Consider the following 24,552-nt stretch of genomic DNA (forward strand, 5'->3'; position numbering starts at 1 on the left):
GTATGAAAAAATTGATATATACGGCACTCCTGCTCCTGGCGGCTACCTCGTGCAACAAGTGGTTCGAAGCGGAACCCAAGGGAGGAGGCACGTCGGGAAGCAAGGTTTTCGATAACGAAGCGTCCTTCCGCGACTACATGAACAGCATTTACGCCGGACTGCGCACCGACGATCTTTACGGCTCGAACCTCACGCTGGGCGGCGTGGAATTCCTCTCCCAGACATTTAGGCCCTACGCCGGGGCCGAGGGCTGGACGAAAATGGATTTCAGCGATCCGGCAGCCCGGGAAATCGCCGCAAAGGCATACACCAAACTCTATGCGGCCATCTACCAGTGTAACGACATCCTCGAACTGTTCGCAGCAAAGGGCGATGTCCTGTTCGTGGCAGGCTCGCGCGAAATGATGGTAGCCGAGGCCGAAGCCCTGCGGGCATTCCTGCACTTCGAACTCCTGAGACTTTACAGTCCGGCCTATGCGGTCGACAACACGGTGTCCAACATCCTCTGGATAGACGGCACGAAGAGCGCAGGCGTACAGATGACGACCGCACAACTCACCGACAAGGTTATCAGCGAACTGGCCACAGCGGCGACCCAGCTGAGCAGGTACGACCCGATCGTGACGGGCGTCTCATACGACGACACCACGCTGATCGGGACCGAACCCGCAAGCCGCGTCTGGAAACTCAACTACTACGCCTGCCGGGCCGCCGAAGCCCGCGCGCTGATGAGCAAAAACTCGCCGGAAAGCTACGGCGAAGCCTACAAACTGCTGGACAAAATCATCACCGAGGGCGGCTACGGCTTCGTACGCACCGTCTCGGGAACCGACTATTCGTTCTCGGCGGAATACATCTTCGCACTGCCCTCTTCGGACAAGGGTTTCTGCGCCCTGTCGGAAGAGTTGTTCGACCCCGCCAAGAAAGGCGTGACCCTCTCGGCGCAACTCGACGTAAACGACCTGAACGCCGACGACCGCCGACGCAACTGGTTCGACAGCGACAACACGATGCGCACGAAATTCGCACCGACGAGCAAACTCGACAAGTGGAACACCGTGCCGGGTATCCCCGTGATCAAGATCGGCGAGGTGTACCTCATGGCCGCGGAAGCCGCCGCCAAATCGAACCAACTGGCAACGGGAATCCTCCGGTTCAACGACTTCGCGGAAGCGCGTAACAGCGAAAGCCTCAAGTTGCCCGAAACAGCCACGGCCGCACAACTGGAAACGGCTGTCGATCTCCAGTATCGCTACGAGTTCATGGGCGAAGGCGTGCGCTTCCACTACTGCAAACGCCTCAACCAAACCGTAACGGCATACGACGGTTCGCAGATCGCCGAAGTCGGCAAAAAGTCACTACCCATCGTCAAATAACCTAAGATTAAGCAGATGAAGAACATCACCTCATACATCACACCACGCGGCGAACGGCCATTCCGGTTGCTCCGGATGTGCCTGCTGGTGGCCATCCTGGCTTGCGCCCCCGCCCGCGCACTCCATGCGCAGGAGGCCAAAGTCACGTTCCGGCTCCAGGAAAAGCCGCTTTCGACCCTGCTGTCCGAGATTCAGAAGCAGACCGGATATAAAATATTTTACAGCGATAACAACGTCGACGTTTCACGCAGGGTGAACGTTTCGGCACGGCAGGTTCCCGTGAACAAAGTGCTCGAATCGATCCTTCCGAAGCTGGGACTCGCCTATCAGTTCATCAACAACACCATCGTACTTTCGCAGGACCCCAAAGCCAAGCAGACACAGGCCGGGGGAAGCGTCATGGCCAAGGCCATCCCCGTCCGCACGGTATCGGGCGTAGTTAAGGACGAAGCGGGCAAGCCGGTGGTCGGCGTGTCGGTGGTGGCGAACAAGGACAAGCGCCGCGGAACCTCGACGGCCGCCGACGGCAGTTTTTCATTCCGCGTGCCGACGGACGAAACGCAGATCATCATATCGATGATCGGCATGAAGTCACAGACGCTCAACATCGGCGACAAGCCGCTGGAAATCACGATGAAGGCAGACGTTATCGAATCCGAAGCACTGGTGGTCACGGGCTACGTTCCCAAAGCCAAAAACAGCTTCACGGGTACGGCAACGCAGGTGAAGGGCGACGACCTGATCAAGGTCAACCCGACCAACATGCTCGAAGCGTTGCAGGTTTACGACCCTTCGTTCGTGATTTCGGACCTCAACGGAGAATTCGGTTCGAACCCCAACTACATTCCCGACCGCATCGAAATCCGCGGTGCGAACAGTATGCCCGATATCTCGGAAAATACGCTCCAGACCTACACCACGCTGCCGATTTTCATCCTCGACGGGTTCCAGGTAAATGTCGAGAAGGTTTATAACCTCGACATCAACCGCGTGGAGAGCGTCACGATCCTCAAGGACGCCGCGGCATCGTCGATCTACGGTTCGCGCGCGGCGAACGGCGTGGTCGTGATCGCAACGAAGATGCCCAAGAAGGGCAGCATCCAGATTTCGTACACGCTCAATACCAGCGTCGAATCGCCCGACCTGTCGTCGTACAACCTGATGAACTCGAAAGAACTCGTGCAGTACTACGAGAAGATGAAGGTTTTCTCGTCGTCAAACGGGACCATCGGCAGCGAGGACCCCGAACGGCGCAACCTGTTGATGCTCCTCAAGAAGGAGGCCGAAAACGGCGTGGACACCTACTGGCTCGCACAACCCCTGCGCACGGCCTTCAAACATGCCCATTCGCTCTTCCTCGAAGGCGGTACGGAGGTCGGACAGGAAGGCAGCAACCGCACGCTGCGTTACCAGATCAACCTCAACGGCAACTTCTCGGACGGCGTGATGATCGGCTCGTCGCGCAACACCTACGGCGGTGGCGCAAAGCTGATCTACGACACCCGCAAGCTCCAGTTGACGAGCGACCTGCAGGTGGGATTCACCGACACGAAGGATTCGCCCTACGGCAGCTTCTCGACCTACACCCAGTTGCTTCCGCTGTTCCGTATCAAGGACAGCAACGGCGACTATTTCCCGAGCCTTTCGGCCGGCAATATCCCGATGTTCGGCAACTTCCCCTGGACGAGTATCGGCTCCTCGGTGCTGGGAACGCAGATAAATCCCCTCTACGAGGCAAATTACCTGAACAACTTCTCGCGCGGCGACAACCTGAGCCTGTCGTACCAACTGGGGGCAAACTGGGAGATCGTCGACAACCTGCGCCTCAGGGGATCGTTCACCTACGACCGGCAGGAACGGATGAGCGAGAAGTATGTGTCCCCGTTCAGCGCAGCAGCGACTGAAGACGAGACGACCATCAACAACTCCATCGAACAGCTTTACCGCCGCGGATCCTACGAAAAAACCAGCAGTACGTCGACCAACTACTACGGCATGGTGAACCTCTCCTACCTCAAATCGTTCGGACGCCACACCGTCCAGGCTGTGCTCGGCGGCGAGATCAAGGAGGATACGACCGAGAGCGACAGCTACAAGGTGACGGGATTCCTCAACGACTCGCAGACGTTCCCCTCCGACGGCGCACAGTATCCGCTCACGGGAGGCCCCGGCGGTGCAAGCAGCATCGTGCGCACGGTAGGCACATTCGGCACGGTCAACTACTCGTTCGACAACCGCTACATGGTCGACGCCAGCTACCGCGTCGACGGCTCTTCGAACTTCGCGAGCAAACAGCGCGTATCGTCGTTCTGGGCCGTGGGCGTGCGCTGGAACCTCGCCAACGAGAAATTCATGAACCAGGACATCTTCGACAACATCGCCCTGAAAGCCAACATCGGAACGACGGGTAACTCGAACTTCGTGCTGAGCCAGATTCTGAACATGTACAAGTACCTCTCGATGTACGACGGAATCACGGGCGCCGAGCTGATGTCGCTGGCCAACCCCAACCTCAAATGGCAGACGACCCTCAAGCGGAACATCGGCCTCGAACTGGCATTCCTGAAGAACCGCGTGAACCTGGAGTTCAACTACTATTCGAACACCACGGACAACAACATCACGAACGTATCGATCCTGCCTTCGACGGGTTTTGCGACTTACACGGCCAACCAGGGCGACGTGTCGAACAAGGGTTTCGACTTCAACCTGTCGGTAACGCCCCTGCGCACGAAGGTGTGGCAGTTGAACGTGTTCGTCAACGGCCAGCATAACCGCAACAAGCTGACCAACCTTTCGGAAGCGCTTCAGGAGTACAACAAACAGATCATGGAATCGCAGGTAAACGCCAAGGGAACCAAGATCGACAACGTATTCCTCTTCGAAGAGGGCAAATCGCTCTCGGCAATCTATGCCGTACCGTCGGCGGGCATCGACCCCGGAACGGGACAGGAAGTCTTCATCACCAAGGACGGCAAGCGCACCTTCACGTGGAATGCCGCCGACCAGGTGGTCGTAGGCGACACGGAACCCGACCTGCGCGGTTATTTCGGGCTGAACCTCAGCTACAAAAACTGGTCGCTGAACACGAGCTTCGAATATTCGTTCGGCGGCGAGATGTACAACCAGACGCTGGTGGACCGCATCGAGAACACCTCGATGAACACGTCGAACAACCAGATCGCCTACAACATGGACCGCCGGGCGCTGTACGACCGCTGGTCGCAGCCGGGAGACATCGCCAAGTACCGCGGCATCAACGTGACGGGAAAGACCTATGCAAGTTCACGCTTCGTGCAGAAGAACAACTACCTGCGTATGAACTCGCTGCGCATCATGTACAACCTCAACCGCCCCGACAAACGCCTGCTGGGCATGTCGATGCTCCGCATAGCGCTCTCGGCCAACGACCTGTTCTACTCCTCGTCGATCCGGCAGGAGCGGGGCCTGTCGTACCCTTACGCCCGTACGTTTACGCTCAGTCTCCAGGCTAATTTTTAAAACATGACTCCTATGAAAATAAGATATATCGCAACCCTGCTGCTGCTCGCCGTCAGCGCCGTATCGTGCAAAGACTGGCTCGACGTATACCCCAAGTCGGAAATTACCTCGAACAAAGTGTTCGAGAACGAAGACGGCTTCTATTCCGCGCTGGCCGGACTCTACATCAAGATGGCCGACGACGAACTCTATGGATTCGACCTTACGTGCGGTTACATCGACATGATGGGAGGAGCCGTATTTACGGGCGGCGGGGCCTATCTGACCTATTACGCCAACAACTTCTACGCCGACCCGAGTTATGCCGGCATAGTAGCGCCGCTGCAGTTCCCTGCATTCAACCATACCCGCGGACAGATCCGCACCGAGCGGACCGACAACAGGTATGAAATAATCTGGACGAAAATCTACAACATCATCACCAACACCAACCTGCTGCTCGACGAACTCAATAAGGTCGACGGCGGCATGTTCGAAGCAGGGATCAAGGAGTTGCTGACGGGCGAGGCGCTGGCCGTAAGGGCCTACCTGCACCTCGACCTGGTACGGCTGTTCCAGCCGCCCTACCTCTCCGAACAGGGTAAGACCGCCAAGCGGATTCCCTACATGGAGACGCTCGACGCGCTGAAATTCGTACCCTCGTCGACAACCGACGAAATACTGGACAAAGTGGACGCCGACCTGGCCCATGCCGCCGAGATCATGAAGGACAACGACCCCATCAGTTCGGGCAAAAGTTACCACACGCTGATGTTCTCCACCAACCGCCAGTACAAGATGAATTACTACGCCGTGAAATTGCTCCAGGCCCGGTCGTTCCTCTACCGAGGCAAGGACAAAGCGGCTTACGCCGCCGCCATGGAGGTTATCGACGCCGCCCAGGGTGCAGGCATCCACTTCATCACCGAAGCCGAACGCAGCCGTGTCGACAGCTACGGAACGCCCGTGGACCGCAGTTGCCCGCAGGAGAACCTCTTTGCCCTGCTCACGGACGAGTTGTCCGAAAACTCGATCGACGCCGTAAAAATAAACGGCAGCAGCAAAAGGCTGGGAATGTACGGTCGTCTGGCTTCGAACAAATGGCTGAGTGCAACGTCCGGACTGATCCCCGAGGCTTTCTTCTCGTCGGCAAGCGACATCCGCATCAACCTCTGGAAAAGGACCGTCTATCCTTCGGGCATGGTGGGTAAATACATCCGCGAATCGAGCGACGCCGAAGACATCGCACTCTACCCCAAGCAGGCCGTAACGCTGCTCAAACTGGGCGAAGCATACCTGATCGCAGCCGAAGCGGCCATCAGCGCCGTCAGCCCGGGCGAAGGACAGCGCATCCTCAACCTGTTGCAGGCCGAACGCCGGGGAGGCATCTACCCCTCGGCAGACGAAGAGGGACTGCGGAAGGAAATCCTGCTCGAATACCGCCGCGAAACGCTCAGCGACGGACAGCTTTTCTACGCCTACAAACGGCGCAACGAACCGCAGTTGACGACACTCTACCAGACTCCGGACTATACGTATTATTTTACGATGGACGACAACAAGTATACGCCCGACATCCCCGACAAGGAGTATAACTCGGGCCGAACCTATTAACGAGATAACAACCATGAAAAAATTTATAATCCCCGTTTTTGCGATCGCCGTCGCCGTTGTCTCCTGCAACAAGGAGGACATACCGGTTTATAATTCGGAACGTCCCTCGCTGAATTTCGTGAAGTCCTTCTTTACCCCGGAGCTGAACGACGACGCCGACATGGACACTCTGAAACTCAACACCGTATACCATGCCGGACAAAACGAGATCCAATTCAGGCTCCCGGTACGCCTGTCCGGGGCCGTTGCGGACCACGACCGGAAGTACACGGTACGCATCTCGGAAGCCAAAAGCTACGGCAACCTGATCGAGGGCGTACACTACACGCTCAGCGCAGAGCAGACTTTCCACGCCGGGCAATATGCCGACTCGACGCTCGTACATGCCAATCTGGCCAAACTGGCCGAAGACAAAGTCTCCGGGACGCTGGTGATCGAACTCGTGCCGGACGAAACTTTCGACGCAGGCATCGACAATTTTCAAAGCATCGGACTGGAGATATCGGGCGCAGGATTCGTCAGCCAGCCACCGTTCTGGAACAGGAACGGGCTGGATGCCTACGGAGGCGTCTATTCCGCCGTCAAGGCCGGAAAGTATGCAGAACTGAACGGAGTGACCTCCGACGACTGGCGCGAATACAACACAGCCAAACTCTATGCCTACGGAAAGCGCACGTATGAATGGTTCCGCGACAACCCGACCTACGACAACGGGGTTCTGGTGGTCTTCCAGGGAACGATAATCTACGAATAAACACCTACCGACTATGAAAACATTCAAATACCTGATATTTCTGCTGGCAGCCGCTTTCGCAGCGACGGGCTGCTACGACGACAAGGGAAGCTACAACACCGACCCGTGGACGGACATCGTCTCGGTGGAGGGAATGACCCTGCCCGGCATCGAATCGATGTACATGCTTTCACTGATCGAAGACGAGACCTTCAGCCTCGCCCCGACCGTCCTGCTCCGCAAAGATGCGGACGAGTCGTCTTTCACCTACGACTGGGTATTGGGCCGCGACACCATCGCTTCGGGACTCAAACTCGACTGGCGGGTGACCCGCACCGAAAAAATGGAGTTCAGCGCCACAGGCGAAGCCTATTTCTGGCTGGCCATAAACAATACGGCTACCGGCGAGAACTGGCGCTATTATCTCCGAGGCAACAATAACAGCATGCTGAAGGTGAAAATCGTCCCGACGATGACGCCGAAAATCGGCATTTTCGTCTATGAAAAACCGGACGGAACCATCGAATGGGGATCGGTCAAGGGCGGCAACCCGGCATCTCCGGCCGCATTCACCACGCTCTATACCGACCTGTACACCCGCTACAACACCTCGCGTAAAATCGAAGGCAGCGTTGCCGGAGCGACTTTCAGCGGGTCTCACTTGATCGTCTATACCAACCGGGCTCCCGACTACGGCGCATTCGTACAGGCGTCGGAAACGGGAACTTATGCCCTGGGCCTCTTTATGGGTACGGTCAGCAACGAAGTGTTCCAGGGCGAACCGGATGCGGCGATCGCCGGACAGACCTTCTACAAAGGCGCTATGCAGGAGATACTGATCGGCAATTCGCTCTTCATCGCCCCGACCAGCGGAGCATACCAGATGATCCTGCCCAACGCCGTTCCGACGCAGGACAGGGTTGCCCAAATTATGGGCGCCAATCCGTATACGGACATCATGCACTTCTCCGTACAGCGCACCCTGGAGAACGAGATTTACTATTACCGGTACAACGAAAACAAGGGTTACCTGCGCCAGCCGCTGCCGGACGAAAACGGCGCGACGCTCAAAGCCGACCGGATTATCGGCGTATGCCGCCAGCCGACATTCCTTGCAAAGCAGCTCAAAATGTTCGTCACGGTGAAAACAGGCGCAGCCTACTGGCTCTACACCTACACCTACGAACAGAAAGACAGCGGCAACGACACCATCACGTTCGTCGGTAAAACCGACATAACCAACTGGACGGGAGGCATGAGCGACGACTGCGAGATATTCACCAACGCCGTCGAAGTACCGCTCAACTACCTCTACATCGCCAAAGGCCGCGACCTCTGGCGCACGAGCTACGAGTCGCAGACCGCCCCCCAGGTGGCAAAGAGTTTCCCGGCGCCGATAACGACCGCGAAAGTGGTTACGAACCTGGCAAAACCGGAAACTGCCGCCAATGAAATCTATACGGCGGTATTCACCTACGACGAAAGTACGAAAACGTCGAAAATGTACGTTCTGGACGGGAAGGCCGCAGACCTGAAAGCGTTCTCCGAAGTGGAGACCCCGATTCCGGGAAAAGCGGTTCGTTACCTGCCTTATCTGTAACAACCGGGACACAACGGGAATTATTTCCGGCAGTCCGGATCGGGCTGCCGGAATTAATCCGTAAAACGCGGGACAGGCCCGCAGATGCAAACCATGAAAAAAATAGCACTTATCATTACACTGCTCGCCGTCGGATGGGAATGTTTCGCCCAGAAACCCTTCCCGCTCGAAACGGGCGACCTGCTGTTCCAGGTGACCGGAAGAAGCGCCTACACCGAAGCCATCAGCAGTGTCACCAGGGGAATCAAAGACCTGAATTTCACCCATGTGGGCGTCGCTTACGTCGAAGACGGGAAGACCTATGTTCTCGAAGCCGTCCCGTACGGAGTGGTCAAAAGCCCGCTCGAAAAATTCTTCCGCGACGCACAGAAAAGCGACGGCAACCCGGTGGTGGTGGTCGGCAGGCTGAAACCGCGGCTGCGCGGGTGTATTCCCGCGGCCATCGAGAAGATCAAAACGCTGCTGAACAAACGTTACGATTTCGTTTTCGACCCCGACGACGACTACTATTATTGCAGCGAACTGATCTACGTTTCGTACCTCAAACCCAACGGCAAGCCGATTTTCAAGATGAAGCCCATGACCTTCAGGGACAAGCAAACCGGAGAGATCAGCCCCCTGTGGGTGGAACATTTCAAACGCTACAAGTGCGAAATCCCCGAAGGCGTGCCGGGCACGAATCCCGGCGACATGTCCCGGTCGAAGGCCATCCGCATCGTACACCACTACTTTTAATCCGACATCTACCAACAATCAACGTCAAATTTATGTTTAAACAACTGCTTGCGCTCCTGCTGTGCATACTGGTCGCCGGAACACCGGTCCAGGCCAAGAGCCCGAAAAGGAAATCCAAAAAGGCATCCACCGAAACTCCGGCAAAGCCCAAAGAGAGCGAATACGACAAGCTCTTCAAGAAAAAGCACGAAGTGGCCGAGGGTATGGTCAAGCTCCACAAAATCGACGGAAAACTCTATTTCGAATTTCCGCAGGAACTTTTCGGCCGCGAAATGCTGCTCGGATCGGTGATTTCAGAGACCTCGGACAACCTGACGGGCGTCCCGGGGTCGAAATCGTACACGCCGCTCCACATCACCTTCACCAAAACAGGCGAGAACGTGCAGATACGCGAGATCAACGCCGACAACTATACGCTGGGCGTAGACGGCAACATCCTCCGTTCGCTCGACCGCAACAACATCCCGACCATCTTCCGCAATTTCAAGATCGACGCTTACAACGCCGACTCGACGGCTGTGGTTTTCAACGTCACGGATCTGTTTGTCAGCCACGTCAAAGAGTTGTCGCCCTTCTCGTACCTCGGTGCATACGGCGGCTCGGGAACACCGTCCCTCAGCGAAACGTTCAAAAAGGAACTTTCGTCGCTGGGCGATGTCAAATCCTTTGCCGACAACCTCACGGTAAAAAGTACGCTGAGCTACACCTACTCGGTGTCGCACCCCGTGACCAAGCAGAAGTTGGTGGACAAGGCTCCGTTCACGGCCGTCATGACCCGCACGCTGGTGCTGCTGCCCCGCGAAGCCTACCGCCCGCGCATCACCGACAGCCGCATGTCGGTATTCCCGACCGGAAAATACTTGTACAGCAGCAAGGAACAGCGCGTGAAAGCCATCTACCTGGCCAACCGCTGGCGGGTGGAACCGTCGGACATGGAGGCCTGGAAGCGCGGCGAGCAGGTGACGCCCCTACAACCGATCGTCTTCTACATCGACCCGGATTTCCCCGCGAAGTGGCAGCCCGCGATCTATGAGGCCGTGACGCAGTGGAACGAGGTGTTCGCCAAAATCGGATTCAGGGACGTGGTCAAGGCGCTGCCCTACCCCACGGACGATCCGGCGTTCGATGCCGACAACATCAAGTACTCGTGCATCCGTTATGCGCCCGTACCCATCGCCAACGCCATGGGCCCTTCGTGGGTCGACCCGCGCAGCGGCGAGATCCTCAACGCCTCGGTCTATGTCTTCCACGATGTCGTGAAGATGCTCAACCGGATGATCTTCGTGCAGACGGCGCAGGCCGACGCCCGCGTGCGGCAGGTCAACATTCCCGACGAGGTGATGCTCGACGGACTCCGCTACGTGCTGACACACGAGGTGGGCCACTGCCTGGGATTCATGCACAACATGAGTTCGTCGGCCGTGATTCCGGTCGATTCGCTCCGCTCGCCGTCGTTCACCCAAAAATACGGCACGACCACCTCGATCATGGACTACGCGCGTTTCAACTACGTGGCACAGCCCGGTGACATGGAACGCGGCGTACGGCTCACCCCGCCGCGCTTCGGCGTCTACGACGATTATGCCGTGAAATGGCTCTACACGCCGGTTCCCGAAGCAAAGACCCCCGAAGAGGAGTATGAAGTGACTTCGAAATGGATCACCGAGGCTTCGGCCGACCCCACGTTCCGTTACGGCAAACAGCAGTTCGGAAGCATCGTCGATCCCAAATCCCAGACCGAGGACCTCGGCGACGACGCCGTGGCGGCATCGCAGTACGGCATCAGGAACCTGCGCTATATCCTCGCGAACCTGGACGAATGGTGCGCCGACGGGGACGACGATTTCTCCTACCGCAACGGCATGTACTCCGACATCGTGAACCAGTATATCACCTACATCGGTCACGTATACGCCAACATCGGCGGCATCTACCTGAACGAAAAGATGGAAGGCGACCCGGTGGAAGCCTACGCCTGCGTGCCGCGCGAAAAACAGCGCAAAGCCCTGAAATTCATTCTCGCGGAGCTCAAGCAGATGGAGTGGCTCGACAACGAGCGCCTGCTGGCGAAGATGTCGATGCTCGGCTCGCCCCGGGACGCCGTGCGGGAAGCCGTCATCAAAGCCGCAGTCAACGCCCCGGCCAAAAAAATCCTCGCGATCAACGCCCAACTGTCGAAGGACCCTTATACGCCCGAAGCATGCTACAAGGACGTTTCCGACTTCGTGTGGGAACCCACCGTGCGTAACCGCCGCCTCACCGGGGACGAAATGGCCATTCAGCGCGAGTTCGTCAAGGTCGTAGCCGCCAAAGCCGGGCTGAAGAACTACACCGGAAGCGGCAGTTCGGCATCGGCATTCGCAGCAACGGAAAATGCGGCGGGGAACGAAGCGGAAGACGCCGGATGGGACGCGCTCCGGGTATTCGAAAACCGGACGCCGCGCACGCCGCTGTGCAGCTGCGAAGCCTGCTCGCACGGATTCGCACCGGAACCGCAGCCTGCATCCGTCTCGGGATTCGGTTCGCCCAGATTCCAGTATTTCACGCAGAAGGATATCTCGATGCTCTACTACAACGACATCCTGCGTATCCAGAACCTGCTGCGCGGAAAGGTCGGGTCGGCAACGGGCGAAACCCGCATGCACTACCAGTACCTGCTGCACAACCTCGATAAAGCCCTCAAAAAATGATGCGTCCAGCCATGAGAACACCCCTGAACAAACCAGGCACGCTGCTGCTTGCCCTGCTTCTGGCGGCAGTTATGCTGTCCGGGCCGGCGCACGCAGCCGCAAAGGGCCGCAAAGACAAGAAAAAGAGCGAGCAACCTGCCCCCAAGAAGCCGACGGCCTACGAAAAACTCTTCAAGGACAAGGAGTGCAAGACCGCAGACGGGCTTTTCAAACTCCACCTTATCGAAGGAAAACTCTACACGGAGATTCCGCTCGACATCCTCGAACGGGAATTCGTCATCAACACCTCGATCGAGGAGTCGTCCGAAGCGAACTACGGACTCTCGGGCCAGCAACCGCTGCCGCCCTACCACATCACCTTCACCCGCAAGGATTCGCTGATCCGGATGCACGAAGTGCCCCAGCGGACGCTGGCCGACGGCGATGCACGGATCGAAAAGGCGCTGGAGATCAACACGGCGCGGCCGATCGTCGCCAGTTATCCGATCAAGGCCTACAACGCAGACTCGACGGCCGTAGTGATCGAGAACACGGCGCTGTTCATGAGCGACAACGAGCACCTCAAGGCGTTCGAGCCCCGCGGCATGAGCCCGCTGCACATCTCGACTGCGGCCTACAAGTCGGACCTTTCGCTGCTCCGCGACGTAGAGGGCGGAAAAGGGTATGCCTCGGTCCTGAGCGACATGACCTACGGCGTGACGACGCAGTACTTCATCTTCATCATCTGCAAGGACAAACCTTTCACGGCCCTGGCCCGCCGCACCGTGACGATGCTTCCCGAGCAGTGCGCGCCCGCACGCATCGCCGATCCGCGCATCGGCGTGATGCCCGTACCCTTCACGCGTTTCACCACCGGAAAAGGCAGCGAACCCGCCTACTTCGCCTCGCGGATCAACTTCCGCCCGGAGGGGAAAATCCGCTCGGTGACCTTCTACATCGACACGCTCTTCGCCCCGGCATGGCAACAGGGCATCCGCCGCGGCATCGCGCTGTGGAACGAGGCCTTCCGAAGGATCGGCATGGGCGACGTGCTCAAAGCCGAGACTTACCCTGCAGGCGGTTTCGACAGCAACAGCCCCGAGGGATTTTACGTGAAATACGTGGCTTCGTCGAATACGCGCACGACGGTCAACATCGTCGCCGACCCGCGCAGCGGCGAGATCACGGGCGGACGCATCCACATCCCGGCCAACATCGCCGACGAGATTCGCACCCGCCGCTTCATCGATCTCTCGGCGGTAGACCCCGCGGCCCGCGACATGACGCTCGACGAAGAGGAACTCGCCTCGTCGCTGGCCGTCTACACGGCACGCGGCGTCGCCCAACTGCTCGGACTGGCGACCAACTATGCCGGAGCGGCGGCTTATCCGACCGACTCGCTGCGTTCGGCGGCATTCACCCGCGAAAACGGGCTCTGCTCGTCGATCACGGCACTCAACAGCTACAACTACCTGGCACAACCCGAAGACAAGGGCGTACGGCTGGTGAACGACTGCCTCGGCAAATACGACTACTTCGCCATCCGCTGGCTCTACGGCGACATCGAAGGAGCCGAAACGCCCGCCGAAGAGCAGAAAGCACTCGCACGGATGCTTCTCGACAAAGCCGGGGACCCGGCTTATTACTACGGCAACTACTGGTACGACTATTACTTCGGCGACGTGCGCCTGGCTTATTACAACCTGGGCGACGATCCCGTGAAGCGCACCCGCTACCGGCTCAGCAACCTGCGCTACATCGCCGAGCACGCCCCGGAGTGGCTCGAAGGACGCGACAAGGACGGAAGCTACCGCGAGGAAGCCATCTCGGCCGTTGCAACGGGCGTAAGGGAGATGATCTCCTACCTGGCGGCCTACATCGGCGGCTCGTACTATACCGAGACGGCCGAAGGCGACGGACAGACCATGCTCCGCGTCGTGCCGAAAGAGGAACAACGCCGTTATGTGAAAGAGACGCTCAAGGCACTCGAAGACCTCTCGTGGCTCGACACGAAACTGACGGAAGGCCAGATGGTGAACCTTTCGGAATCGGTGTTGTCGGACTGCCTGGGAACGCTGATGAAACGGCTGGAGACCCTGCCCCGCTACCAGAACGGACTGCCGGGGGCTTACACGCCGGCCGAGATGTCGGCCGACATGGCCGAATACATCTTCAGCAAGGTAAAGGCCGGACGCAAACTCTCGGATTACGACCGGTTGCTCCAACGGGCGTTTACGGGCATCGTTATCGGAGCCTCAAAAGTGCTGGCCGAGCCGAAAGCCGCCCCGAAAACGGCTTCGGCCGGCTTCGCCGAAGATGACGAAAGTTTCATGCAGCCCGCCTACCCCTCGGAAGCCGCCGCGACGCTGGCCCCGGTGAGCGCTTACGGGAAATACAGGATGCGGTTCTATGCCAAGGATTTTTCGGAGCACGTCTACTACGGCATGCTCCTCGAAATCCGCGACATCTACCGCCGGGGTGCAGCCGTGGCGCAGGATGCTGCATCGCGCGACTTCTGCCGCTACATGCTCCGCAGGATCGAAGAGAGCCTGCGCGTCAGCTGAGGCGGCGGATATGCAAACGAAAAAAGAGGCATGGAACATTCCAGGCCTCTTTTTTCAGGGGCGATGCGACGAACGAACGATTTTGCAGGAACCGGAAAATAGTTTACCTTTGTATGACGTTATACGTATCGCAGACAACTGTTCCCAATGGCAAATCAAACAGCAGAAAAACTGGAAGCCTGCGCCGCGGCACTGCGGCGACACCATTTCGAAGCCGAGGTCGTAAAAGACACCGAAACGGCTTTCGGCGTGATGAAAGCCGTCGTGGAAGCGGAACGCCCGCAGCTCGTGTCGTTCGGCGACTCGACGACGATGCGCGCAACGGGCATCATCGAGTGGATGCAGGGCGACGGACGGCTGAAGGTGCTCGACGGATTCGACGCCTCGATGCCCTATGACGAACGGCTCGAAATCCGCCGCCAGGCCCTGTTGTCAGACCTCTTCATCACGGGCGTGAACGCCATAACGGAGCAGGGAACGCTCCACTGGCTCGACAAGGTGGGCAACCGCATCGCCCCGGTGGCGTTCGGCCCCCGCAAAGTGATTATCGTGGCGGGCCGCAACAAAATCACGGCCGACCGCGAAAAGGCCGAAGAGCGCATCCGCCGGATCGCCGCGCCGCAGAACGTCGCACGCCACCCCGGATTCCGCACGCCCTGCGCCAAAACAGGCGTCTGCATGGACTGCAATTCGCAGGACCGCATCTGCAACACGCGGATGGAAATGTTGCGCTGCTGGCCCGACAAGCGCGTGCTGGTGGTGCTGATCGATCAGGATTTAGGATTATGACAAAACAACTGAAATATTGCGCAGCCTGTCTGTTGCTGCTGGGCGCGACCGCCTGCGGAGACGACTCGGACGCGTTCTACACGACGGCATACCCCGTCGTGCGTGTCGAGGCGGAAATCACCGTCCCGACACCCGACCCCGATCCGGAAGAGCCGACCGACCCGGAGGAACCGACTGATCCCACCGATCCCACGGACCCGGCGCCCGAAACGAAAGCCGGCGAAGGAGAACCGGACCCGGTGATCGAACAGATCAGGGCCGAAATCGTTGCGACGGCCCCCGTGAAGGCGGGAGGCGGTTACACGCTGTCGTTCACCAAGTACAACGGCGGGCAACTGCGAATCAACACGGCAGCAGAGGCCGGCGAGGTGAAGGGCGTCTTTTTCAAAGACCCGGGAGCGACCGACATTTTGTTCTACTGCCCGGAACCGGCGATGGAGTACACCTGCACCGTCGCGACCTATAAAGCGGAGGACGGCACGAGCAAAGCCGTGTTGACGGTCGACCTGACCGGGCAGTACCAAGCCCTCTACCCCAATGCCGGAATCACGAAAGCCGTGCGCAAGGAGTACACCTCGGCAAACGCTAAATAGTCGGGTTATGGCAAAGGTCAAGAAAGCATTTTTCTGCAAAAACTGCGGATTCGAAGCCCCGAAATGGCTGGGACGCTGCCCCTCGTGCGGCGAGTGGAACTCATTCACCGAGGAGATCATCGCCCGCGAAAGCGGTTCGGTTCCGGCAACCGTGGCGGGGCCCCTGCCTGTGGCAAAGCCCCAGCGCGTGAGGGACATCCGCGAAAGCGAGCACATCCGGCTGGATCTGGGGAACCCCGAAGTCAACCGGGTGCTGGGCGGCGGCATGGTTCCGGGATCGCTGATCCTGGTGGGCGGCGAGCCGGGAATCGGCAAATCGACCCTCTCGCTGCAAATCGCGCTGGCGGCGAACGGGCTGAAAACTCTCTACGTATCGGGCGAGGAGTCGGCCGAACAGATCAAGATGCGCGCGGGGCGTATCGGCATCGGCAACGACGAATGCCTGATCTACCCCGAAACATTGTTGGAAAATATCGTTGCACAGATCGCCGAGCACCAGCCCGACCTGGTGGTGATCGACTCGATACAGACCATTTACACCGATCTCCTGGACTCGTCGGCAGGGAGCGTGTCGCAGATACGCGAATGCGCGGCGACGCTGCTCAAATATGCCAAATCGACGGGAACGTCGATCTTCATCATCGGACACATCACCAAGGACGGTTCGATAGCCGGCCCCAAGATACTCGAACACATCGTCGACGTGGTTTTGCAGTTCGAAGGCGACAGCAACAACATCTACCGCATCCTGCGGGGTATTAAGAACCGTTTCGGCGCAACGTTCGAAATCGGGGTTTTCGAGATGCTCGACGCCGGGCTGAGGGGTGTGGACAATCCTTCGGAAATCCTGCTGACCCACTACGAGGAACCGCTCAGCGGCATCGCGGTAGGCGCTTCGGCCGACGGCGTAAGGCCTTACCTGATCGAGGTGCAGGCGCTGGTGAGCGGCGCGGCGTACGGCACGCCCCAGCGCTCGACGACAGGATACGACGCCCGGCGCATGAACATGCTGCTGGCCGTGCTGGAGAAACGCGTGGGGATGAAGATGTTCCAGAAGGACGTATTCCTGAATTTCGCGGGCGGATTCAAGGTCGCCGACCCGGGGCTGGACCTCGCGGTCGTGGCGGCGGTGATTTCGTCCTACTACGACCGTCCCGTAGCCGAGGGTGTCTGCTGTGCAGGCGAGATCGGCCTCTCGGGCGAAGTACGCCCCGCCCCCCGCACCGAACAGCGCATCAGCGAAGCGGCCCGGCTGGGATTCCGGCGCATCGTCGTATCGGGCTACCTGGCCAAAGGCGGCAAACGCCCCAAAGGCATCGAGGTAGTTTCGATCAACAGCGTCGACCAACTCCCCAAAGCGCTATTCGCAGAATCCCTTTAAAGGGATTTTAACAGTCGGTCATACGATCTGATTCCGGCAAGGCGCGCAGAAGTGCGGCGTCTGCCGAATTGCCGTCAATATGGAATAAAATTTGCTCTTCTTCCCGTAAAAAGGGAAGAGAGATGCAAAAGAGAGTAGTCATACTGGGCGGCGTGGGATTCATCGGGACCCACCTGTGCCTGCGTCTGTTGAACGACGGGCACGAAGTCTTCTGCGTGGACATACGCGACACCGCCAATTCGCCGCTGCTGCGCGACATGCCGCCGCACCCGGAATTCCGGTACGTCCGCCACAATATCATCAACGCTTTCGGTATCCGCTGCGACGAGATTTACAACCTCGCTGCGCCGTCGCGCGTCCGTTACAACAAAGCCCTGCCTGTCGAGACGCTCAAAGTCAGCGTACTGGGGTCGATAAACGCCCTCGACACGGCCCGTGCGGAACATGCCCGCATCCTCTACGCCTCCACGGGCGACGTTTACAATACGGGCTATCGCGACACGACTGTCGAGGCCGTAAACTGCTGTTCGACGCACCACATCCTCGCCGAAGGAAAACGGGCGGGTGAAGCCCTGCACCGCGCCTACCAGTATGAATTCGGGGTCGACGCACGTATCGCACGCATCTTCAACACCTACGGCAGCGGCGCCGACCTGATGGACCAGCGCGTAGTGATGAAGATGATCGTAGCGGCATTGCAGAACCGCGACATCCTGATCAACGGCAGCGGCGAGCAGTTGCGGACCTTCTGCTGGGTGGAGGATATCGTGGACGGGCTGGTGCTGCTGATGGAGGCCCCGCCGACAGAGACGACGCGCACGGTCAATTTCGGCAGCAACCACGAAGTGACGATCCGCGCGCTGGCCGAAAAGATCGTCGCCCTGACGGGCAGCCGCTCGAAGATCGTCCACGCCGAAGCGCGTATCAACGACAGCCGCCGCCGGACGCCCGACATCTCGGCGGCACGCCGCGAACTGGGATGGACGCCCCGAACACCGCTCGCCGAGGGACTGCGGCGCACGATCGGCTATGTCGAAAAAGAGCTTTCGGACAAGGCCTACGCAGGAATATCGTGGGTGGAAATAAGCTGAGAATATACGAACGGAATGCAATCACACCGAGAAAATATGACTGACTTTGACAAGATTATCTGGCGGGACGCGCTGACGTTCATCGACTTTTTCGCCACCTGGTGCGGACCGTGCCAGTTGATGCGGCCCGCCGTCGACAAATTCCAGGAACGGATGAAAGGCCGGGTCGATGTCTATGCAATCGACATCGACGCCCCCGAGATGTCCGAAATCGTGCGGCGATACAACATCATGTCGGTTCCGACACTGATGTTTTTCTGCCGCGGGGAGGTATTGTGGCGCGAGAGCGGCCGCGTCGGCTACGACCATCTGGTCAACGTGCTGGGCGAACTCGAAAAGCGCGAGCAGGTGATGCAGCCCTAAACCTCCAATCGCCAGGCCAGCTCCTCGTGGACGTAGTCTTCGGCAGGGAGCGAGCCCAGAGAACCGGCCGCGCGAAGTACCGCCTGCCGGCTCTCTTCGTTTCGGACGCCAAGGGCCGTGAACAGCGCCACGGCTCCCTGCGCCAGCAGGTGCGCCTCCGCAGCGCCTGCAACGGCGGCACGATGCACGGCTGCGGCAGCCGGATCGGCCCACGCCGGGGAAGGCTGCGGGACACGGGCGGCGGCCATCAGAACCGCATACTGCCGCAGATATCCGGCCTCGGGAACGATCCACTCCCCGAACAGCCGGGGGAAATTCCCGATGCGGTTCAGCAATGCGAAAGCCGCCTCCCCGGCCATCTCGGAGTTGAGAAGCCCGTCGCCCCAGAAAGCGAACTCTTCGGGCGTAAGGCGCGCAGGGTCGGCGATATGCAGTGCCGCGAGGCGCAGGCAGCGTACGTCCTGCCGCCAGAGGTACTTGGCAAAATCGTAGTCGGGAGCCTCGGCGCGGGCCAGCGTGCGGAGCGTCGGGAGGCTCACGCCGTAGTTCAGCCCGTAAGGCATACCGTAAAAGCGCATCGAATCGGCAACAGCACCGTTGCGCTCGCGGCGGAACGCCCCGAGCAGTGCCGCCATGCGGGAGGTAAAATCCATCGGAATTTTTTTATTTGCGGCGCGGCAGAGCGACGTTGATCGTACGGCCGAATTCGAAGATCGGGAGCACGGCGCGGGCATATTCGCGGCCGCCCGAAATCACGATGCAGGTCGAGGGATCGGCCACGCGGCATGCCACGACGTTGGTCTCCTTCGGGCCGGCTTCGAGGTCGCTCTTCGCGGCGCCCGAAGGCTCGATCTGCAACAGCACGATGTCGCCCGAAAGGTCGGTATCGGGAAGCAGTCCGGCGGCCGGGCTGAAACGGCAGACGATGTATTGTTTCTTGTCGGCCTGCGGATAGACCACATAGCGGCGGGTTTCGGTCGAAACGACACGCTTGCCGAGGAACAGTTCCAGGTAGCTCTGTTCCATGCGGTCGATCTCCTCCAGCGCAGCCTTGAGGCCTTCGCCGAAAACGTTCTCCCCCGCTTCGCCCGTAACGAGTTCGATACGGTGGCGGCGCAGCGAGAAAATCTGCGTAGCGGCGGCGCGTGCGGCATCCTCCAGCGCAGGCGTCGTCATGTCGGTCTTGTCAGGCTGCAGGCGGGCGAATTCCTGGTCGGAAGAGGCGTGCGAGAACACACGGGCCGACGCCGGGGCGGGCGCCGCAGCATTGAGATAGGTGTCGCCGTCCAGCAGGGCGATCTGCGCCCCCGTGACGCTCCACGTCGTTTTGTCCGTAAGCGGAGCGCGCACTCCGAGGTATTTCTGCGCATAGCGCGCATAAGGGCCGCTGAGGGTCACGTCGCACTCGACGGTAACGTCGACAGCAAGGATAGTCCGGGGCTGGGCAACGGTAATGCCGCCGGCGGTTTCGTTTGCACCCTGCAGGGCGATGTATGGATTCTGGGCCGAAATGCCGCCCGAGAGCAGCAGGGCAAAAGCCAAAAGTCTGAGTTTCATGGTCCGAAAATTTTAATGCGGTTTTACAAATGTAGCTTATTTTCGCGTGTCGTCAAAATTTCAGGTAAAAATCGCGGGTCAAGGCACGGTACTCCGGGGTATAGCATTCGTGCTGGCCCGTACCGATGACCAGTTCGGACAGGTCGGGAGCCGCGGCGGTTTCACCCGCACGGGAAAACTCCATCAAGGCCCTTTTGGCCGGGCGGCGCGGCGTGGTTCGCACGTCGGTGCGGCGCAAGAGGCCGAGCCGGCCAAAGCAGATCCCGAGAAAACGGTCGGCTTCGGTCGTGGGGAGAACGACGGCGAAACGGCCCCCGGGCGCCAGCAGGCGCAGGACAGCGTCGCGCAGTTCGTCGAAGGGAAGGTGCACGGCATGGCGGGCCGTGGTGCGGCCCTCGTCGGGACAGGTGAGCGAGTCGACGAAAAACGGCGGGTTGGAGACAATCAGGTCGAACGGCTCCGGGGCTTCGAACTCCTGTACGGGGCACTGCCTGAACACGACCCGGTCACCCCAGGGCGATGCGGCGGCATTCTCGCCGGCCTGCGAGACATCGTCGATGTCGACGCCCGTAACCAGCGCACCGGGCGCACGCTGGGCCAGCATCAGGGCGATCAGCCCCGTACCCGTGCCCACGTCGAGGATTCGTTCGTCCTGCGGCCGCACCGCGGCCCATGCGCCCAGCAGGACCCCATCGGTGCCGACCTTCATCGGGCAACGGTCCTGACAAATCGTGAATTGTTTAAACCGGAAGATAATTCTTAATTTTTAATTCTTAATTCTTAATTGCGGCTATCGCAGATAGCCGTCAATGCCGGCGCCGAACAGCGAAAAATCGTACCGCGCGGGGTCCCCGGCATCGAACACACGCAGGGCGGCCGTCAGCTCCTCGACGGCACGCCAGTCGTTCTGGCGGCGGGCAAGCAGCCCAAGCGCCCGCGCCATGTCGCCGACATGAACGTCGAGCGGCAGGTAGAGGGCCGACATCGGAATCGCCTGCCACTCGCCGAAATCCACGCCCCTGTCGTCGCGGCGCACCATCCAGCGCAGGTACATGCAGAGCCGTTTGCAGGCCGCTCCCTTCTCGATCGACGAGAGGTGCTTCTCGCAGCGCGGCGCATGGTCCCCGGCGAAAAATTCGCGGCGAAAGTCGGCCAACACGGCGGGCATGCTCTGCACGGCCTCGTAACGGCTCTCGAAAAAGGCCCCGATACCGCCGTAGCGCTCCTCCATGCGCCGCAGGGCCAGCACGAAATCGCGCAGGTCCTGGCCGTTGAAGGTGCGGTGGACATAGGACGAGAGCAGGGCCAGTTCGCGTTCAGAAGCATTGCGCACGAAATCCGCCGGGGCATCGTCCATGAAGTGCATCATACGGTGGCCGCTGCGAACGATGGCTTTGCGGTTGCCCCATGCGATCGTAGCAGAGAAAAAGCCTGCGATTTCGCGGTCGGCGCGGTCCGTATAGCGATGCGGAACCGAAATCGGGTCGTCGGCAATGAAATCGGGATTGTTGTACTTGTCGTGCAGTCGTTCGAGCAGTTCGCGGAGTTGTTCCATACTATCGAAGCTGTTTCAGAATAAATTCGGTTCGGGGAACGCCGTAACCGATTTCGCAGTCGGGAGCAGCCGCATTCGTCGCCGAAGCCTGCAACAGGCGAATCAGCGATTCGCGCTCCATACGGCGGTATTCGAGCAGGCAGGCGCAGAGGCCCGAGATGACGGGAGTCGAGAAAGAAGTGCCTATCGGAGAGGCTCCGACGACCAAATCGGGTTTTACATAACCGGCATCCTCGCGTCCGACGCTGCTGGAACGGTAACGCGAATCACCGCCGAAGTCACACGCCCCGACGGTAATGACCTGCCGGACATCGGCCGGAAAGCAGATATACCGCCATTTTTTGTTGCCCTCGTTGCCGGCGCTCTGCACGAAAACCAGGTCGGGACGCGCCGTAAGCAGGCTGTCGAGGTAGCGCGAGAGCACCGAGGTGCGGCCATCGAGCATTCCGGGCGTATAGCCGTCGAAATCGTCGAACGTCGTATAGCTGAGCGACGAAGAGATCACGTCGACATCGTGCGAGAGAAGCCATTCGATGCCGCGGATCATCTGTTGTTCTTCGGCGCGCGGCTCCACCGGAGCGCAATCCGTTTTCGCAAGGTAATACGCCGCACCCCATGCCAATCCGCAGATCGTATCGCCCGAGCGCCCTCCGAGATTGACGCAGACCTTCGTGCCGTGATCCTCGGAACCGACGTCGAAAAGGGCGTCGTCCCCACCGCCCGTGAAATCCTTCCAGGCGGCGACATGCAGCGACCGCGTCCAGCGGTTGGTGCGGAATCCACCGAAACCCGCGTCCAGCACCCCGATGCGGATATTCCGCCCACTGAGGTTCAGCGAGTCGAATGCCCGGCACATGGTCTGTCCGACAGCGTGCGAATAAGTTCGGGAATAGTCCGAGGTCCAGCTCCCGCGCACTTCGCGCACGATGTCCCACAGGCCATAGCCGACAAGAACCGACAAGAGCAACCAAAGCAGTTTCTTCATGTTACCGGACCGTTTCGCCGCAAAGGATCAGCCCGTCGGACATGGTGATCTTCCGGTCGGCCATGGCGGCGAGGTTTTCGTCGTGGGTGACGATCACGACGGTTTGGCCGAGCCGTTCCCGGAGGTCGAAAAACAGGCGGTGGATTTCGTCGCGGTTGTGCGAGTCGAGGTTGCCCGAAGGTTCGTCGGCCAGGAGCACCGCAGGCGAGTTGACCAGTGCGCGGGCGATGGCCACGCGCTGCTGCTCGCCGCCCGAAAGCTGTCCGGGTTTATGGTCGCGGCGTGCCGTGAGCCCCATCATGCCGAGCAGTTCCGCGGCGCGGCGTTCGACCTCGGCACGGGGACGCCGGCCGATCAGTCCCGGGATGCAGACGTTCTCGAAGGCCGAAAATTCGGCCAGCAGGTGGTGGAACTGGAAGACGAAGCCGATGTGTTCGTTGCGGAACTGCGACAGGGCTTTGTCGCCCAAGGCCGAAACATCGCGGCCGTCGATCTCCACGCGCCCGCTGTCGGGGCGCGACAAAGTGCCGATGATTTGGAGAAGCGTGGTCTTACCCGCTCCGCTGGCCCCTACGATAGAGACCACTTCGCCCGCGGCCACGTCGAGCGAAACGCCTTTCAGTACTTCGAGCGAGCCGAAACTCTTGTGTATATCCGTGACTTTTATCATTCGAAACGGTATTTTTCGTTAATGGCGGCAATGGTTTTCGCGACACCGGCAATGTCGCTCCGCAGATAGTCGGGATAGCCGACATAGTAGGCCGACATGCCGATGAAACTGTTGCACAGCGGATCACGGAGCAGCGCCCGCCACAACTGGCGCGAGTCCATATGAAAATCGGCATGGACATCGCTGGCGGAAAAATGGTTTATCGCATTTATCTTGCTCTGGTTGTACGAATCGACCCGGTCCGCAAAAGTCCCCAGTTGCCGGTAACAGCCCAACACCTGCATCAACAACTCCTTATCCCCGACAAACTGAATCACACCCGAACTTTTCAACACTTCGAAAGCGTCGTTCTGAACTTCGACGCTGCGCATCGTGCCCAGCAGCGACACGTAACGGTCGAGCGAATCCATCGGTATGAGGTCTACGTTCCGTCCGTAATGATCGAACATCAGCATTCCGTCCTGATCGAAACGCAGCTTCTCGCAGCAGTTGTCACGCAGGCCGAGGTTGGTTTTCAACTCTTCATAAACCAACAACATAGTCGTGCGAACCTGCCGCTGGCGCTGCCAGCGCTCGATCAGGCCGCTGCCCGCAAAAGTTATCACGATACCGAGGATCACTACCGACAACTGAAGCATGTATTCGCGCCAGGTCCAGCGACCCGGTTTCCGGGCCGGGGCACTCCCCGATTGCCCGGAACGAGGACCCGAACGGCCGGAACGGTGTCCGCTGCGCCGGCCGGACGGTTTTCCGGGGGATTTTTCCGCGGCATTCGCCGCAGGTCGTTCGTTTGCCAT

20 protein-coding genes are annotated in these 24,552 nt (G+C 59.4%); 13 read left to right on the forward strand and 7 right to left on the reverse strand.

Going from position 1 to position 24,552, the window contains the following annotated elements; genetic code table 11:
* Positions 1-2: 2 nt before the first annotated feature.
* The 13 genes from KG007_RS08165 (at position 3) to KG007_RS08225 (ending at position 18,988) form a co-directional block, all read left to right on the forward strand.
* Entirely contained in the window at positions 3-1,376 is a 1,374-nt protein-coding gene (locus tag KG007_RS08165) for a RagB/SusD family nutrient uptake outer membrane protein (RefSeq protein ID WP_213348086.1), read from the forward strand.
* 15 nt (positions 1,377-1,391) lie between these two features.
* The gene (locus KG007_RS08170) at positions 1,392-4,877 is read left to right on the forward strand and encodes a SusC/RagA family TonB-linked outer membrane protein (protein WP_213348088.1); all 3,486 of its coding nucleotides are present in this window, start codon (positions 1,392-1,394) and stop codon (positions 4,875-4,877) included.
* Positions 4,878-4,889: 12 nt separating this feature from the next.
* A complete protein-coding gene (locus tag KG007_RS08175) occupies positions 4,890-6,470 on the forward strand; it encodes a RagB/SusD family nutrient uptake outer membrane protein (RefSeq protein WP_213348090.1) in 1,581 nt (526 codons plus the stop codon).
* 13 nt (positions 6,471-6,483) lie between these two features.
* Positions 6,484-7,224: a DUF4843 domain-containing protein gene (locus KG007_RS08180; RefSeq protein ID WP_213348092.1), complete on the forward strand. Its 741-nt coding sequence runs from the start codon at positions 6,484-6,486 to the stop codon at positions 7,222-7,224.
* A gap of 13 nt (positions 7,225-7,237) precedes the next feature.
* Positions 7,238-8,803 (forward strand): hypothetical protein, encoded by a 1,566-nt coding sequence (locus KG007_RS08185; protein ID WP_213348094.1) that lies wholly within the window; start codon positions 7,238-7,240, stop codon positions 8,801-8,803.
* 93 nt (positions 8,804-8,896) lie between these two features.
* Positions 8,897-9,538 (forward strand): YiiX/YebB-like N1pC/P60 family cysteine hydrolase, encoded by a 642-nt coding sequence (locus KG007_RS08190; RefSeq protein WP_213348096.1) that lies wholly within the window; start codon positions 8,897-8,899, stop codon positions 9,536-9,538.
* Between the two features lie 32 nt (positions 9,539-9,570).
* Positions 9,571-12,228: a zinc-dependent metalloprotease gene (locus KG007_RS08195; RefSeq protein WP_213348098.1), complete on the forward strand. Its 2,658-nt coding sequence runs from the start codon at positions 9,571-9,573 to the stop codon at positions 12,226-12,228.
* Between the two features lie 11 nt (positions 12,229-12,239).
* Positions 12,240-14,771 carry a DUF5117 and DUF5118 domain-containing protein gene (locus tag KG007_RS08200; protein ID WP_213348100.1) on the forward strand — a complete coding sequence of 844 codons (2,532 nt, stop codon included), beginning with the start codon at positions 12,240-12,242 and terminating at the stop codon, positions 14,769-14,771.
* Positions 14,772-14,918: 147 nt separating this feature from the next.
* Positions 14,919-15,560 (forward strand): lactate utilization protein, encoded by a 642-nt coding sequence (locus KG007_RS08205; RefSeq protein WP_213348102.1) that lies wholly within the window; start codon positions 14,919-14,921, stop codon positions 15,558-15,560.
* Positions 15,557-16,153 (forward strand): hypothetical protein, encoded by a 597-nt coding sequence (locus KG007_RS08210; protein ID WP_213348103.1) that lies wholly within the window; start codon positions 15,557-15,559, stop codon positions 16,151-16,153. Before KG007_RS08205 ends, KG007_RS08210 begins: the two co-directional genes overlap by 4 nt.
* Before the next feature lie 7 nt (positions 16,154-16,160).
* Entirely contained in the window at positions 16,161-17,534 is a 1,374-nt protein-coding gene (radA, locus tag KG007_RS08215) for a DNA repair protein RadA (RefSeq protein WP_213348105.1), read from the forward strand.
* Positions 17,535-17,656: 122 nt separating this feature from the next.
* Positions 17,657-18,625: an NAD-dependent epimerase/dehydratase family protein gene (locus KG007_RS08220; RefSeq protein WP_213348107.1), complete on the forward strand. Its 969-nt coding sequence runs from the start codon at positions 17,657-17,659 to the stop codon at positions 18,623-18,625.
* Between the two features lie 36 nt (positions 18,626-18,661).
* Positions 18,662-18,988, forward strand: coding sequence for a thioredoxin family protein (locus tag KG007_RS08225; RefSeq protein ID WP_213348109.1), 327 nt, complete (start codon positions 18,662-18,664; stop codon positions 18,986-18,988).
* On the opposite strand, the gene KG007_RS08230 is transcribed toward KG007_RS08225, so the two are convergent.
* From KG007_RS08230 to KG007_RS08260, 7 genes are all read right to left on the reverse strand, one after another.
* Entirely contained in the window at positions 18,985-19,641 is a 657-nt protein-coding gene (locus KG007_RS08230; protein ID WP_213348111.1) for a DNA alkylation repair protein, read from the reverse strand. The two genes, KG007_RS08225 and KG007_RS08230, sit on opposite strands and share 4 nt — an antisense overlap.
* Positions 19,642-19,651: 10 nt before the next feature.
* On the reverse strand, positions 19,652-20,545 hold the full coding sequence (locus KG007_RS08235) for a DUF4831 family protein (protein WP_195460860.1): 894 nt from the start codon (positions 20,543-20,545) through the stop codon (positions 19,652-19,654).
* Between the two features lie 52 nt (positions 20,546-20,597).
* A complete protein-coding gene (locus tag KG007_RS08240) occupies positions 20,598-21,254 on the reverse strand; it encodes a tRNA1(Val) (adenine(37)-N6)-methyltransferase (protein WP_249413282.1) in 657 nt (218 codons plus the stop codon).
* A gap of 81 nt (positions 21,255-21,335) precedes the next feature.
* Entirely contained in the window at positions 21,336-22,100 is a 765-nt protein-coding gene (locus KG007_RS08245; RefSeq protein WP_213348113.1) for a TIGR02757 family protein, read from the reverse strand.
* 1 nt (position 22,101) lies between these two features.
* The gene (locus KG007_RS08250; protein WP_213348115.1) at positions 22,102-23,085 is read right to left on the reverse strand and encodes a S8 family serine peptidase; all 984 of its coding nucleotides are present in this window, start codon (positions 23,083-23,085) and stop codon (positions 22,102-22,104) included.
* Between the two features lies 1 nt (position 23,086).
* Positions 23,087-23,755 carry an ABC transporter ATP-binding protein gene (locus tag KG007_RS08255; protein ID WP_213348117.1) on the reverse strand — a complete coding sequence of 223 codons (669 nt, stop codon included), beginning with the start codon at positions 23,753-23,755 and terminating at the stop codon, positions 23,087-23,089.
* Positions 23,752-24,552: a hypothetical protein gene (locus tag KG007_RS08260; RefSeq protein WP_213348119.1), complete on the reverse strand. Its 801-nt coding sequence runs from the start codon at positions 24,550-24,552 to the stop codon at positions 23,752-23,754. Before KG007_RS08260 ends, KG007_RS08255 begins: the two co-directional genes overlap by 4 nt.

The organism is Alistipes montrealensis (genome assembly GCF_018362775.1).
Classification (GTDB): Bacteria; Bacteroidota; Bacteroidia; order Bacteroidales; family Rikenellaceae; genus Alistipes; species Alistipes montrealensis.